We start from the raw sequence: 13,548 nt of genomic DNA, 5'->3' as shown, positions 1-13,548 counted from the left end.
TCAAATATTTTGGGGTGCATATTGGCTTTGATCAACCGCCACATCATCCCTTGATTTGGAAATTTAAATTCTAACATGACAGATCAGGAAACCTTGTCGTAACAATTCTTGATCATGGTTGCATCAATCACAGCAAACATCATACACAAATTGTTCCCGAAATATCTGGCGCATGCAGCTCTCACAGCGGCTGTTGCCATATCTGCCACACTTGGTTCCATCCATGCAACAACGGCTCAGGAAACATCCCCCGTCCGATCACAAAGCGGGATTCTGGTTGCCGCTTTTTCGATATGGGAACCCTTCGGCATTGAAGACGAGGATGGCACGCGTCACGGCATTGATGTTGCCCTTCTGACTGAAGTCGCCAACCGATTGGATCTGGAACTACACCTTTATGCCTGTCCGTAGCGGCGCTGCCTTAAAACGCTTGAAGATGGACATATCGATGTCCTGACCAGCTTTGCCTATACCGAAGACCGCGAAGAATACGCCTTCTACATCAAACCCGCCTATAGTCAGGTAACGCCGGTATTTTACATCACCCGCAACAACCCTGTTTCCATAGAAGACTACCGCGACCTTCAAAATTTGACAGTCGGGGCTGTGGTCGATTCCCTTTATTTTGAACCGTTTGACAGCGATAGATCATTGGATAAATTCGAAGCAAGCAGTGAAATCATCTTACTACGTATGCTTGCGGTTGAACGGCTTGATGCCATTGTCGGATCAGACTCCAACGCAGATTTTTAAATTCGCCGCAATCATCTCTAAGATACAATCACCAAGGCACCGTTTCGCACGGGGCACGACAATGAAATACATATGGTAATCTCACGCAAATCCCTCATGATGTCGCGCAGAGATCAAATCGCCCGCATCATGCAAGACCTTATCGACGAGGGTTTTGTCGATCAATTGCACCAGCAATACTGGCCTGACAAAAACCCCCATCGCCCCTTACACAGCGACTAAAAAACCAAAGATCATGCAAACCGTTTGGCCCCGGCCACACAGGCAACCACACCAACGGTGACCACAATCATCGACCAGCCAACCGGCTCCGCCAAAATCAAGGATGCCAACATCAATCCGAAAAACGGTTGCAGCAATTGCAACTGTCCCACGGCTGCGATCCCGCCAATCGCCAATCCGCGATACCAGAAGAAAAACCCGATCAGCATGCTAAAGACCGATACATAGCCAAGGCCGATCCACGCCCGAAACCCAATAGCGGCGGCACTGTCAGGCAACATCACCACGCTTAGGATCGCCATTGGCACCAACGAAATCACCAGTGCCCAGCAGATCACTTGCCAGCCGCCCATATGGCGCGAAAGTTTCCCGCCTTCGGCATAGCCAAGCCCGCAGACAACAATCGCGCCCAGCATATACAGATCACCACGCAGTGAACCGGCATCACTGCCACTTATGGCAAAGCCTGCAACAAGGGCGCTTCCAAGGATCGAAAACACCCAAAATATGCCGCTTGGCCGTTCGCCACCGCGCAGCATTCCGAAAATGGCCGTCGCCAACGGCAACAACCCGATAAACACAATTGATCTGGCCGAACTGATATGTTCAAGCGCAAGTGCGGTTAACAATGGAAAGCCAACCACCACACCACCGGCAACCACAAAAAGCGATACCCGGTCGGTTTTTCGCGGCCGCGCTGTTTTCGATACAATCAAAATCATAAGGGCCAGCACACCGGCAATAGTCGCCCGCGCCACGGTTAGAAAAAGCGGATCAAAATCCATAACCGCAACTCTGGTAGCCGGTAACGAACCGCTAAAAATCAAAATCCCTACCAGCCCGCTGATCCAGCCATTGCGTGATTGTGATTGTGTTTCTGTCCGTGCAATTGCCACTATCGCCTCCATCATGATTGTTGGCGTATCTTTGGCTTGCCTCCCGGATCGACACCAGACACAATGAAGTACAATTTGATCAAACTGTACTCATATCAAAGGCAATACAGTGGTGGCTATTCAGGCAAAAACCATGATCGGGGACGGCACCCTCGTCACACAGGTCATGGCGGGCATTCGCGACCGGATCAATGCGCGAAGCCTTCTGTCAGGCGACCGTTTGCCGTCCATTCGGGCCTGTGCGAAACAGATGTCTGTTTCAAATTCAACCGTGGTTGAGGCCTATGACCGTCTGGTTGCCGATGGCGTTATCCAGTCACGTCGTGGATCGGGGTTTTATGTATCTGGGCACACCGCCCCGCTTTCGATTGCGCAGATCGGCCCTAAACTTGATCGTGCGATTGATCCGTTCTGGGTATCGCGCCAATCTCTTGATGCACGCTCCGATATGCTCAAACCCGGCTGTGGGTGGCTCCCGCCAAGCTGGATGCCTGAAACATCCATCCGTAAGGCCTTGCGCAATCTGTCGCGTGCGCAAGATGACGTTCTGACGGACTATGGCACCCCTCTTGGCCTGGCCCCTTTGCGCCAAGTATTGTCGCGCCGCATGGTACAACACGGCATTGAAGCCGGTCCCGATCAAATTATCTTAACCGAGTCCGGCACACACGCGATTGATATGCTGTGTCGCTTTCTGATCGAACCGGGTGACACGGTTTTGATTGATGATCCGTGTTACTTTAATTTTCAGGCCCTGCTCCGTGCCCATCGCGCCAACATCATCAGCGTACCATTTACGCAAAACGGCCCCGATCCCGATGCCTTTGCAAACGTTGTCGCCCGCGAAAAGCCCCGTCTTTATATCACCAATTCCGGGCTGCATAATCCGACCGGGGCGTCACTTTCGCCCAATGTTGCGCATCGTGTTCTTAAAATTGCCGAACAACATGATCTGATCGTGATCGAAGACGATATCTTTGCCGATTTTGAAAACACGCCTGCACCCCGCCTTGCTGCACTTGGCGGGATAGACCGGGTGATCCATATCGGAAGTTTTTCCAAAACACTTTCGGCCTCAATACGATGCGGATATATCGCTGCCTCCACCGACTGGATCGACGGGCTTACCGACCTTAAAATCGCAACCGGTTTTTCAAGTGGCAATCTGGCCCCTGAACTGATCCACGCGGTCTTAAAAGACGGCACCTATCGCAAACATATGGTGGGCCTCCGGGACCGGCTGGCAAAAAGCATGACCACAATAGCAAACCGCCTCCAATCCCTTGGCATCACGCCAGAAATCATGCCCGATGCAGGTCTTTTCCTGTGGTGCCGCTTGCCCGATGGCATTGATGCGGCACAAACCGCACGCGTTGCCTTGGCCGAAGGCATCGTTCTGGCCCCCGGCAACGTTTTTAGCCTGTCGCAATCGGCAGGCAACCTGATGCGGTTTAACGTCGCACAATGTGAAAACCCCAAGGTGTTTGAGGTTCTCGAACGCGCGATGAAGCCATAAGAAAAGGCGCAAAACCAATTCTGGTTGCGCCTTTTCAACTCTTTGGATGGTGTCTTGAGGCCTATGGGAACAGTGGTTCGATCTCAAGCCCCATGGTTTCTGGCAGACCCAGCATGACATTCATGTTCTGAACGGCCTGACCCGATGCGCCTTTTACAAGGTTATCTTCAACCGCAACAATGATCACGCGGCCCGGAACGCGGTCCTTGACCACGCCCATCAAAACGTAATTCGATCCGCGCACATGGCGGGTTTGCGGCGTCACACCAAATGGCAAAACGCGGACAAACGGCTCATTGGCAAACCGTTTTGCCAATGCTGCCTGAATGTCTTCGGCCGTGGTGCCATAGGTCATTTTGACATAGATGGATTCCAGAATACCGCGACTCATTGGCATCAGATGCGGCGAAAAGTTCACAACCACATCCTGCCCCGACGCCCATGCCAAGCCCTGTTCGATTTCAGGCGCATGGCGATGCCCGCCCGTACCATAGGCATGAATGCCTTCAGTCACTTCGGCATAAAGGGTCATTTCCTTGGGCGAACGCCCCGCACCGGTTACGCCGGATTTGGCATCAATGATGATGTCATCGGCATGCACCAGTTTGCTTTCCAGAAGCGGGGTCAGGGCCAGCTGCACCGGGGTTGGATAGCAGCCCGGATTGGCAACAATACGCGCTGATTTGATCTTTTCACGGTGCAGTTCGGTCAGGCCATAGACCACTTCTTTCTGCAAATCCTGTGCGACATGCTCCGCCCCGTACCATTCTTTATAGGTCGCGGCATCAAACAGGCGGAAATCGGCCGACAAATCGACGACCTTTACATGATCCGGCAAACCGGCAATCACTTCTTGCGTCGTGCCATGCGGCAGCGCACAGAAAATCAGATCAACTGTCGACCAGTCGGCATCGTCAATCTTGATCATGGTTGGCAGATCAATATGGGCAAGATGCGGGAAAACTTCCCCGAAAGGACGTCCGGCGCGTCGGTCTGCGGTCAACAGGGTGATTTCCGCGGCAGCATGGTGCGCAAGAATACGAACCAATTCCGCCCCGGTATAGCCACTGGCACCGAGAATTCCGACTTTGACCTTAACGTCACTCATTTAAATCTTGCTCCTAAAGGCTCACCCGCAAGTTTGCAGGCATTGATAACGGGCGGATGTTGGCAAACAAGCCCATCAGATGCAAGCTATTAGACGACAAATATCCCTGATAAACCGCAATGTCCCCATGCGTTTTCAACATACGGTACATTGACACCCGGTTATGGCTTGCGCGCACGCCGAACTGTGGATGGACAAGCCCGTTTGTCTTCGGGCAGCACGGTATAGAATTTTTCGATTTTCTCATACCCGGTCGGGGCAGCAACCGGGTATCCCGCGACATATCGCCGATCAGACAGGCCAAAATCACTGGCCTTCAGGCCGGATCGATGCAACCACATTCGTCGATGGGCATCGGACACCACAACATCCGGGTCATCAACCAAGAAAATCGCATCGCGGGCCAGACGGTCATTATATTTATGATGGCTTGGCAGCCAGGCGGCAAGCTGTTTGCGCAGCTCCCCCGGACTTGGCGCATCCCGCGTCCGGCTTGCGAATTTGGTCATGCGGTCGACCAGTTGGCTGATATCGCCGGGCGGGACGGATCCATGGGTTGCGCGGTCAATGAAAAATGCCAGATCAATTTCGGTCGGATCACGTTTTATGACTGGTTTTATAGCATTATACAGTTTGAAAAATCGCGCTATCTTGCCGCCATCGGCATTGGCAGCATCATACACCCGGCGATAGGATGCCTGCACTTCCGGCCGGGCGCCATAGGCGGCAAACCGCCGTGAAAATTCGTTGCGGTTTTGATCATCGACCCAGATCGCACACAGCACATCAAAGGCCGCATCATTATTGCCAAGCGCCAGTCTGTGCATGTCTTCGGTAAAGGGCCCAAAAACCGTGCTAAGCAATCCGGGATTGGCCCGTTCAGCGGCAAATAATATCTGTTGAATTTCTGCCCCGGCCCCTGCCGTTGCTCCACGCGGCCCCCATGTCAAATAGGCGCGCGGATCGTTGGTATGGCAATACGGATCACCTTCCAGAAACGTCTTACTACTGCGCGGGTTTTTCGACTGGCAAAAATTGAACTGAATAACGTCGTAATCCGTGCCCTCAAGGGCAAAGGTCAAATGATTGGCCCGTTCAATCGCATCGGGCGGCGGCATGTTGGCGGGCATCAACAACCGCCACAGCCCAACCGTAATCGCCCCATAACTTTCCGCCCCGACCGCGGCCCGCACGGCAGAATTCAGGCATGGTTGCAGATCGACAATGGCCTGGCGTGTTTTGCCCCCGACAATACCATCCGCCCGACCATAACTATTTGCCGGTTTGGATGCACACTGCGATGCCTGCACAAACAACTTTTGCTGAAAGGTCGCCACCGTGCCATATCGCCCAAGGTTCAAGGCACGATTTTCAAACCGATAAAGAACCTGCGAAAGATCAATACGTTCACCTTGCGCCCATGCACCACCAAACAAAGACGCAGGCATACTTGTTCCTGCCAAAACGATCAGAACCGTTGGCAGGAACAATTTGGCAATCACACACGATAACAGGCTGCGTATCAAAGCAGGCCCCGATCCGGTTTAAGGTTGGGTTTCAAGCATCTGCGCAAGCTTAACCGGGGTTTTCAAAAGGGCCAAGCGATAGCGCCCGATCTTGCTAAAACCAAGCGCCTCATACGCCTTTGCCGCGGCTTCGCTATCTGTTGACAAGATTGCATTCGCAACCCCGCGCGATCGTATGGCAAGCAGGGTCTTTGCCACCAGAATACGGGCATAACCATTTGATCGATGTTCTGGCGGGGTCCAGACCGGTCCGACCTGAACCATATCAGGCAATTGGGCATTGAAACCCGAAAGACTGACCGGCTTGCCATCGACAATCAACGCCCACAAATTGCGCGCATCAAGGGCATGCACCAGACGCGATGCGATTTTGCTATCAAGTCCGGGGGTGTCTTGCGCGCCCAAAGCTTCGATTTCATAGGCGCGCAACCACCGCAACAAGGTGCTGCGATCAACCTGGTTTGCATCAACCATCTGAAAATCGTCGGCCCGCGCATTCACCGGCACGATCAGATCAGAAAGTCTGAGCTGATAAAGAATATCCGACGCATTGATATTGAATTCCGCATCGAGAAGACCAAGCTGATCCAGCATATCGGCGGCCTGATCGGCATCCCCAAACACACCGGCAACTGGACCAAGAGGATCAGCCGAAAATGCCTTTGTCAGGTCAGCCGGGATGGTTCCATGATCGCCCGATTGGACAAAGACATTACCATTTCCAAACTGCGCAATGACCGCACTGATCGCACCATCTTCGGCCACTTCACCAAAATAGCTTCCAGAAAGCGGATGACGACGTCGCTCGATACCGACAGTTCGCAAATTCCCGCGCAGGATCATGCTGGTGGCAGCATGATTGGCAAGGAATACGGTTGCGGCATCAAGGTCAGCGTCGCGCAGCTTTCTGTACTGCATATCGGTGGTCCCTTTCAAATCGGGGGGGTTAAGCAGTGCCTTATCTGGGAAAAAGACACAAAAAAAGATGGCCCGCTGAACCAGCGGGCCATCTTGAAATCGCGTATTGCGTAAGCGTGCCGGTTTAGCGCTTCGAGAACTGGAAGCTACGACGGGCTTTAGCGCGACCATATTTCTTACGTTCAACTGCACGGGAGTCACGGGTGAGGAACCCACCGGACTTAAGTGCAGGACGCAGTGCTGGCTCATAAGTGATCAGAGCGCGCGAGATACCGTGACGAACGGCACCGGCCTGACCAGAAAGGCCACCACCGTTAACGGTGCAAACAACGTCAAACTGGTCTTTACGATCAGCAGCGCCGAACGGCTGGTTGATCACCATGCGCAGAACCGGACGACCGAAGTAATCCTCGAATTCGCGGCCATTGACGGTGACTTTGCCTGAGCCCGGTTTAATCCAGACACGTGCAATTGCGTTCTTACGACGGCCAGTTGCATAGGAACGGCCCTGTGCGTCGATCTTCGGCTCCGGCAAGGTGCCTTCTGCTGCTGCAGAAACGGTTTCGCCGCCCTGTGCCAGATCCTTGAGATCTTCAAGAGTTTTAGTTTCGGCCATTACTTAGCACTCCGCTTATTCTTTTCGTTCATAGCCGCAACGTCGAGTACTGCAGGCTGCTGAGCATCATGCGGATGCTCGGTACCGGCATAAACGTGCAACTTGGAAAGAACCTGGCTACGCAGCGGACCACGGGACATCATACGCTCAACAGCTTTGATGATCACACGTTCCGGGTGCTCACCATTGAGGAGCTTGTCCATGGTGCGTTCTTTGATGCCGCCCGGATAACCGGTGTGCCAGTAAAACTTCTTGTTCTGAAGTTTACGGCCAGTCAATTTGACTTTTTCGGCATTGACGATGACGATGTGATCGCCACAATCCATGTGCGGGGTAAACATAGCTTTATGCTTACCACGAAGACGGTTGGCAACAACAGCAGCAAGGCGGCCAAGGACGACGTCTTCAGCGTCGACCACGAACCATTTGCGCTCGATGTCGCTCGGTGTCGCAGTGAAGGTTTTCATTATTTCTATACTCGAAAACTGGGTTCCACGGAGGGAAACGTCCCTCGTTGAAAGTCGGCGCATTATGCCAGCATTCAACAAGAAAACAACAGGAATATTTCGTTATAAATCAATAACTTATGTAAAGCGGTATTATTTTACCACACGATTTTCGATTATTTTTCTGCCGGTGGCATCGCGTAAGTCCCGATCACATGCGCACACAGACTGTTATCAACGCAGGATCGAATATGGCATTCCGCAATCAACAGCCGCCTGCCCGCCTTTAATATCTTTGCCTCGGCAATCAGATCCCCGGGCTTGGCGCCTGACAGGAAATGCACGGTGGCCTCGGTTGTCACGGCAAGGTCAGCTTGCGGCACGACCAACCACGCCACAGCATAAAGGGCGATATCGGCAAGCCCAAAGATCGCGGGCCCGCACACCACATTTCCCGGCCGAAGATATCGTTCATTGAACGGCAACCGCAATATGGCGGTGTCATTTTCCAGACTTTCGGTCATCACCCCCATATCGCCAACGAACGGGACTTTTTCGCGCATGATGGCGTCAAAATCCGCCGACGTTATCCCGCTCCGGGTCTGTGACTTGGTCATTATTGGTTGGCCTCCCATGGGTGCTGCTTTGATGCAGCATCTTTCATACAGGAAGACAGCCTGACATAACGTTTACGTTAACGTCAATAATTTGCGCCACTCCGGCCCAAATTCATACACCTGACGATAATCTATAGTCCTCGTTTGGCGGGCCCAGACGGCAAAACACTGTCCCCGCAAACCCTCATCACTCTTTAAACGGGGTCATCTCAAAACAATCCCGGCCAAGTCGGTATAAAGGGCGACCACCACACACAGAACCACAATCACGACAATTGCTGTTGATCCGATTTGCGGCAGGTTTTCTCGCATCCATTCCCCGGCCGACAATGTGGGTCCGGTCTTCGTTTTGCGCTTGAAGCGCATATGAACGGGCCCGCGGGTAAGATCAACCGCGGGCTTTCCGACTTCATCATTGGATGCCCAGTGATGTCGGTTTTCTGGAAGATAAACAGGTTGGTGGTCTTCCTGACCATTTTCGTCACGCATCATGGCGATATAACAGCGTCAAGCACTGCCTCCTGCAACAAGGGTAAACACAAAACGTCCGCCATTCTCTTGATATGCCTACCTGCATATCCTGATCATGACGCCCCCTTGTCGTCTGGTCTTACGCGCACAACCCCGTTTTAGTCATTCTTGATGGTCTCGCTTGTTTTGGCGAATTAGCAAACCAAGCGTTCCTTTTTCATCTTCAGGCTGCCATTCCCCATACAACCACCTCGAAAGCCCAAAACACTGCGCTTCCACGATTGTTTATATGGGGATTGTGGCACGGGTTCGGCAAGGATACGTCAAGAGATTGGTACAAGAGGCCGCAACCTCGTCTGCCCTGTTTCGATCTATGAACTGGACTCTAGTTACCCAAAATCGACGAAAATTCATTCACGGTCAGAACCAAAACATATCCCACCGCCACGGCCGCAATCATATATGCGGCAAAACGTGCAATTATCTTGTTCCAGTTTAGGGGCGCGCTGTTGTTCCGCGTGGTCGTCTTTGCCCGGGCTTTCTCCTGCTTTGCAAGCATCGCACTACGTTTTTCATCAAGTGCGTCACGTGCCGCCCAGTTTGACGTATTTTCCGGCAAGTCAATCCGGGACTGGCGAGCTTCTTTTTCTTTGAAGTCATCAACGCGGCCTTTGATATCGCCCGTCTCGCTCTTGCCCGAACTGTCACGATCATCGCCCACGCTATCAAGCAATCTCGGCGCCCCGTTCAGGCTTTCAACATATTCTTCATAGGCCGTTTTTTCCCGGGCAACGGCAGCAGACTGTGCTGTCGGCGCAGTACCACCCCCCTGCGATTTGGCTTGCACATGAACATGGCGGCTTGGCTTGGCACCCTCCCCGTTACTTCCAGAGAAACCACCAGAAGATGCACTACCACTACGCGCCAGTGGTGCCGGTTTCGGCCCCGCCATCACAGCACTTCGAATTTCACGCTGCGCATCCGGATCCATCACCGGATCCTCGTCACCCTCAAGTTCATCTTCAGAAGGTTTGGGCTTTGGCATCAGAAATGGCGGAATATCGAACCCGTTTTGCAGCAAACGCGCACGTGCCTCGGCACGGTATCTTTCCAGATCACGTTCCATAACATCTTTGCGGTCAAAACGCTTGATCGGCGTTGCCCGCACAGGTTTTACTGGCTTGGTGGATTCCAGAACTGCCCGGGTAGAAACAAAACGCCCCGGTGCCCGTCCGGGCTTCCGCGTATGATTTTCGCTCATCCACAACCACTTGGTCGAATTATAACGCACATACCGTTTACGGCACCGCCCAACGCTGTACTTGCATAGGGTTTTCTTGACTTAACCCCTTGCGTGCAATTCTACTACGTCAGTTGGTAGAAGAAAATAAAAAACGCTGCCCCCATACGGGCAGACGGGAGGATACAATATGACCGCGACTGACACAGAAAAGCCCCTTGTCATCCGCACCGATGATAATGGCTGCGCCACAGTGACCCTGAACAACCCGGAACGTCGCAATGCGCTTTCGGGTGCAATGATGGCCGCCCTTCATAGCGCTTTTGATGCCATCGCCGATGACAGCACCATTCGATGCGTCATTCTTGCCGCCGAAGGCCCGGTCTTTTGTGCCGGTCATGACCTTAAGGAAATGAACGGCATTTCCCAGTGTGATCAGCACGCAGCCCTGTTTGCCCAATGTAGTGCCCTGATGATGCGGATCGTCACCCTGCCCCAACCGGTCATTGCACGCGTTCGCGGAATGGCAACAGCGGCCGGATGTCAGCTTGTCGCCAGTTGTGACTTGGCGGTTGCCAGCCAGTCGGCAAAATTCGCCACACCTGGGGTCAATATCGGCCTGTTTTGTTCGACCCCGATGGTCGCCCTCAGCCGTAACATCGCGCGCAAACATGCGATGCGGATGTTGCTGACCGGCGACCCGATCAATGCCGAAACCGCCTTTTCGATGGGATTGGTTTCCGATGTCGTTTCGGATGACACACTTGAAGATGCCACCAGTGCCCTTGCGGCAGGTATTGCAGCACGGTCGGGCATGACGGTTCAGCTTGGCAAGCAGGCCTTTTACCGCCAACTCGAAATGCCGCTGTCGGATGCCTATCCCTATGCTTCGGGTGTCATGACCGACAATATGCAAAAACACGATGCCCGCGAAGGGATCGGTGCCTTTGTTGAAAAACGCCACCCGACATGGCGTCATGAGTAGACTGTGAAATATCGACCCTCTTCCCGATCACCAAAACTCTCACCCGCTTTGTAAACCGGGTGACTTACGTCAATGTGTTGAGATAACCCATTCTACGGAGCGCACCATGCCCATTGAAATCTGGCTTGCTTTTGCCCTTGCATGCACCATTGTTCTGGCCATTCCCGGCCCGACAATCATGCTTGTTGTCAGTTACGCACTGGGCAAAGGTCGCCAAACGGCCTGGGCCACCGTTCCGGGGGTTGCGCTGGGGGATTTAACCGCGATGACGATATCGCTGGCCGGTGCGGGTGCGCTTCTTGCGACCTCGGCCGAAGCCTTTACCGTGCTGAAGCTGGTCGGGGCCGGTTATCTGATTTATCTCGGCGTGAAGATGTGGCGTGAAAAGCCCGGCGCGCTTGAAGATAACCCGGATGCAAAACGCAACCGCCCGTCGCGCATGTTCCTGCAGGCTTACGTTGTTACCGCATTGAACCCCAAGGGGATCGTGTTTTTCATTGCGTTCGTGCCGCAATTTGTCACCGCAAACAGCCCGCTTCTGCCCCAGTTCATCATTATGACCGCAACCTTTGTCATTCTGGCTGCGATCAATGTAACGATCTGGGCGATCATGGCGGCCGCCTTGCGCGAACGGTTCCGCAATCCGTCTGCCATGCGCCGCCTGACGCGTATCGGGGGTGGGGTTATGATTGGTGCCGGGTTGCTAACCGCCCTTACTCGGCGCGCGAGTGCTGCGGTTTAAACCGTACACTGGTCATGACATTGCCAATCAACACACGGCCTACGCCATCGCGCCCGAACTGACAGACAATGATCATGCCAATCCCGCTTAGGAAAACATTCCAGGCCGGACGCATTGGCCACATCCATTCCAGATTGGCCGAGGCCACCCGATCTGCCGGAACACCGGTTGCCAGCGCATACCACGCATATTCAATGCCTGCCGTGCTTAAACCGGCAACAATCGCAATTCCCAGCAATGTCGTTACGGACCGCAGGGACCAGCCACGCCAATGGGCAAAGCGATACAGCATCAAGGTCACAAACAATCCGGCCATCAGGGTTGCTTCGCTGACATCGATTTTGGACTGCATGAAGAAATGCACAACACCCAGAATGGCGATCGGATAGACGATCTTATGAAGCTTCGTCCATTTGGCCCCAAGCTTGCGCATCGCAGACTTGGTCGATGTCGCGGCCAAAACCGCCAATCCCAACAAGGCCACGAACCCGATGGTCAGATAGATGCGCAAGACGATCTCGCTTGCGATCCGCACCACATCAAGATTCTGGCTGATGGCATAAAGGGCGAAATGAATAATCACATAGCAAAATGCCGCCACCCCGACCTGACGGCGGACTTGCACCAGTTTTGAAAACCGGGTGATCCGCCGCAACGGCGTGATCAAAAGCGTGATCAGCAAAATTCGGATGGTCCAATCGCCGCTTTGAAGGATCGCTTCCTTAACCGGAATTGTCGCCCCACCCTCTAAAATCACCGGCCACAGCAAAAAGGCCCCGGGTATCAGCAGCGCGACAAAAACGGTCAGCTTGAAAACAGAAAAGCGTCCGGACGGATCAAGCCATGGATACATGCAAAAGCAGCCTATAAAGTTTAGATTTCTATCTTACACAAAGCGCATTTGAGTGCCCGCGTCATTTAAACTTGCCATCAACTTTCCGCGAGGGCTGGCTCATCAGAGGCTGATCCCAACGGATCAGAGTTGCGATCAATCGGCAATCATATAACTATCCATATATAATGCGCCCCAACATGGATGGAACAGATGACACAGTTTGAAAATCCCGATGATCTACAGTTAAAGCAATTGCTGGAAACGACCAAAACAATCGCGCTGGTTGGCGCAAGCCCCAAACCGGAACGCCCGTCAAACGGCGTTATGAAGTTTCTGCTGGGTCGCGGATACCATGTCATTCCGGTCAATCCGGGTCAGGCGGGCAATAAAATCCATGGTCAAACCGTCGTTGCCCAACTTTCCGACATAACCGAACCGGTCGATATGGTTGATATCTTTCGCAACAGCGACGATGCCGCCGGTGTGGTTGATGACGCCATTGCCATAGGTGCCAAATCGGTCTGGATGCAGCTTGGCGTGATCAATCCCGATGCGGCTGCCAAGGCACAGCGGCATGGACTGATCGCGGTGATGGATCGCTGCCCTGCCATTGAAATCCCGCGGATTTTTTAAAATCTGCCCCCACGCAATCCACAG

At 53.3% G+C, this 13,548-nt stretch carries 15 protein-coding genes; 5 read left to right on the top strand and 10 right to left on the bottom strand.

Features of this window, described 5'->3' with window-relative positions; translation table 11 throughout:
• Positions 1-114: 114 nt before the first annotated feature.
• Positions 115-411 (top strand): hypothetical protein, encoded by a 297-nt coding sequence (locus ACQ0MK_RS05265; protein ID WP_430475125.1) that lies wholly within the window; start codon positions 115-117, stop codon positions 409-411.
• A 575-nt stretch (positions 412-986) separates the two neighbouring features.
• Here ACQ0MK_RS05265 and ACQ0MK_RS05260 read toward each other — a convergent pair.
• Positions 987-1,883 carry a DMT family transporter gene (locus tag ACQ0MK_RS05260; RefSeq protein WP_430476004.1) on the bottom strand — a complete coding sequence of 299 codons (897 nt, stop codon included), beginning with the start codon at positions 1,881-1,883 and terminating at the stop codon, positions 987-989.
• Positions 1,884-1,983: 100 nt separating this feature from the next.
• Between ACQ0MK_RS05260 and ACQ0MK_RS05255 the strand changes: the two genes are divergently transcribed.
• Positions 1,984-3,387, top strand: a complete 1,404-nt coding sequence (locus ACQ0MK_RS05255; protein ID WP_430475124.1) for a PLP-dependent aminotransferase family protein — start codon at positions 1,984-1,986, stop codon at positions 3,385-3,387.
• Positions 3,388-3,448: 61 nt separating this feature from the next.
• Here the strand turns inward: ACQ0MK_RS05255 and argC are convergent, their stop codons facing one another.
• The 8 genes from argC to ACQ0MK_RS05215 all read right to left on the bottom strand — a co-directional run bounded on the left by argC (position 3,449) and on the right by ACQ0MK_RS05215 (position 10,350).
• A complete protein-coding gene (gene argC / locus ACQ0MK_RS05250; RefSeq protein WP_430475123.1) occupies positions 3,449-4,495 on the bottom strand; it encodes an N-acetyl-gamma-glutamyl-phosphate reductase in 1,047 nt (348 codons plus the stop codon).
• Between the two features lie 161 nt (positions 4,496-4,656).
• Positions 4,657-5,943: a hypothetical protein gene (locus ACQ0MK_RS05245; RefSeq protein ID WP_430475122.1), complete on the bottom strand. Its 1,287-nt coding sequence runs from the start codon at positions 5,941-5,943 to the stop codon at positions 4,657-4,659.
• 96 nt (positions 5,944-6,039) lie between these two features.
• Positions 6,040-6,939, bottom strand: coding sequence for a GNAT family N-acetyltransferase (locus ACQ0MK_RS05240; RefSeq protein WP_430475121.1), 900 nt, complete (start codon positions 6,937-6,939; stop codon positions 6,040-6,042).
• Between the two features lie 124 nt (positions 6,940-7,063).
• Positions 7,064-7,555 (bottom strand): 30S ribosomal protein S9, encoded by a 492-nt coding sequence (rpsI, locus tag ACQ0MK_RS05235; RefSeq protein WP_430475120.1) that lies wholly within the window; start codon positions 7,553-7,555, stop codon positions 7,064-7,066.
• The gene (rplM, locus tag ACQ0MK_RS05230) at positions 7,555-8,022 is read right to left on the bottom strand and encodes a 50S ribosomal protein L13 (RefSeq protein ID WP_350042577.1); all 468 of its coding nucleotides are present in this window, start codon (positions 8,020-8,022) and stop codon (positions 7,555-7,557) included. Before rplM ends, rpsI begins: the two co-directional genes overlap by 1 nt.
• Positions 8,023-8,177: 155 nt before the next feature.
• Positions 8,178-8,618: a PaaI family thioesterase gene (locus ACQ0MK_RS05225; protein ID WP_430475119.1), complete on the bottom strand. Its 441-nt coding sequence runs from the start codon at positions 8,616-8,618 to the stop codon at positions 8,178-8,180.
• Between the two features lie 204 nt (positions 8,619-8,822).
• Positions 8,823-9,110: a hypothetical protein gene (locus tag ACQ0MK_RS05220; RefSeq protein ID WP_350042575.1), complete on the bottom strand. Its 288-nt coding sequence runs from the start codon at positions 9,108-9,110 to the stop codon at positions 8,823-8,825.
• 364 nt (positions 9,111-9,474) lie between these two features.
• Positions 9,475-10,350, bottom strand: a complete 876-nt coding sequence (locus ACQ0MK_RS05215; protein WP_430475118.1) for a hypothetical protein — start codon at positions 10,348-10,350, stop codon at positions 9,475-9,477.
• Positions 10,351-10,519: 169 nt separating this feature from the next.
• On the opposite strand from ACQ0MK_RS05215, the gene ACQ0MK_RS05210 reads away from it, so the two are divergent.
• Together ACQ0MK_RS05210 and ACQ0MK_RS05205 are read left to right on the top strand one after the other, a co-directional pair.
• Positions 10,520-11,314, top strand: a complete 795-nt coding sequence (locus tag ACQ0MK_RS05210; RefSeq protein ID WP_430475117.1) for an enoyl-CoA hydratase — start codon at positions 10,520-10,522, stop codon at positions 11,312-11,314.
• 106 nt (positions 11,315-11,420) lie between these two features.
• The gene (locus ACQ0MK_RS05205) at positions 11,421-12,056 is read left to right on the top strand and encodes a LysE family translocator (protein WP_430475116.1); all 636 of its coding nucleotides are present in this window, start codon (positions 11,421-11,423) and stop codon (positions 12,054-12,056) included.
• Here the strand turns inward: ACQ0MK_RS05205 and ACQ0MK_RS05200 are convergent.
• Positions 12,028-12,909 (bottom strand): sulfite oxidase heme-binding subunit YedZ, encoded by an 882-nt coding sequence (locus tag ACQ0MK_RS05200; protein ID WP_430475115.1) that lies wholly within the window; start codon positions 12,907-12,909, stop codon positions 12,028-12,030. The genes ACQ0MK_RS05205 and ACQ0MK_RS05200 overlap by 29 nt on opposite strands.
• A gap of 192 nt (positions 12,910-13,101) precedes the next feature.
• On the opposite strand from ACQ0MK_RS05200, the gene ACQ0MK_RS05195 reads away from it, so the two are divergent.
• Positions 13,102-13,524, top strand: coding sequence for a CoA-binding protein (locus tag ACQ0MK_RS05195; RefSeq protein ID WP_430475114.1), 423 nt, complete (start codon positions 13,102-13,104; stop codon positions 13,522-13,524).
• Positions 13,525-13,548: the final 24 nt, after the last annotated feature.

The organism is Thalassospira lucentensis (assembly GCF_050516545.1).
GTDB lineage: Bacteria > Pseudomonadota > Alphaproteobacteria > Rhodospirillales > Thalassospiraceae > Thalassospira > Thalassospira lucentensis_C.
This window is presented reverse-complemented; position numbering and strand designations above follow the sequence as displayed.

What these genes read in the sequence shown, in the direction of transcription:
- ACQ0MK_RS05265 (WP_430475125.1), top strand. Translation starts at nt 115, where the DNA reads ATGGTTGCATCAATCACAGCAAACATCATACACAAATTGTTCCCGAAA.
- ACQ0MK_RS05260 (WP_430476004.1), bottom strand. Translation starts at nt 1,883, where the DNA reads ATGGAGGCGATAGTGGCAATTGCACGGACAGAAACACAATCACAATCA.
- argC (WP_430475123.1), bottom strand. Translation starts at nt 4,495, where the DNA reads ATGAGTGACGTTAAGGTCAAAGTCGGAATTCTCGGTGCCAGTGGCTAT.
- ACQ0MK_RS05245 (WP_430475122.1), bottom strand. Translation starts at nt 5,943, where the DNA reads ATGCCTGCGTCTTTGTTTGGTGGTGCATGGGCGCAAGGTGAACGTATT.
- ACQ0MK_RS05240 (WP_430475121.1), bottom strand. Translation starts at nt 6,939, where the DNA reads ATGCAGTACAGAAAGCTGCGCGACGCTGACCTTGATGCCGCAACCGTA.
- rpsI (WP_430475120.1), bottom strand. Translation starts at nt 7,555, where the DNA reads ATGGCCGAAACTAAAACTCTTGAAGATCTCAAGGATCTGGCACAGGGC.
- rplM (WP_350042577.1), bottom strand. Translation starts at nt 8,022, where the DNA reads ATGAAAACCTTCACTGCGACACCGAGCGACATCGAGCGCAAATGGTTC.
- ACQ0MK_RS05225 (WP_430475119.1), bottom strand. Translation starts at nt 8,618, where the DNA reads ATGACCAAGTCACAGACCCGGAGCGGGATAACGTCGGCGGATTTTGAC.
- ACQ0MK_RS05220 (WP_350042575.1), bottom strand. Translation starts at nt 9,110, where the DNA reads ATGATGCGTGACGAAAATGGTCAGGAAGACCACCAACCTGTTTATCTT.
- ACQ0MK_RS05215 (WP_430475118.1), bottom strand. Translation starts at nt 10,350, where the DNA reads ATGAGCGAAAATCATACGCGGAAGCCCGGACGGGCACCGGGGCGTTTT.
- ACQ0MK_RS05210 (WP_430475117.1), top strand. Translation starts at nt 10,520, where the DNA reads ATGACCGCGACTGACACAGAAAAGCCCCTTGTCATCCGCACCGATGAT.
- ACQ0MK_RS05205 (WP_430475116.1), top strand. Translation starts at nt 11,421, where the DNA reads ATGCCCATTGAAATCTGGCTTGCTTTTGCCCTTGCATGCACCATTGTT.
- ACQ0MK_RS05200 (WP_430475115.1), bottom strand. Translation starts at nt 12,909, where the DNA reads ATGTATCCATGGCTTGATCCGTCCGGACGCTTTTCTGTTTTCAAGCTG.
- ACQ0MK_RS05195 (WP_430475114.1), top strand. Translation starts at nt 13,102, where the DNA reads ATGACACAGTTTGAAAATCCCGATGATCTACAGTTAAAGCAATTGCTG.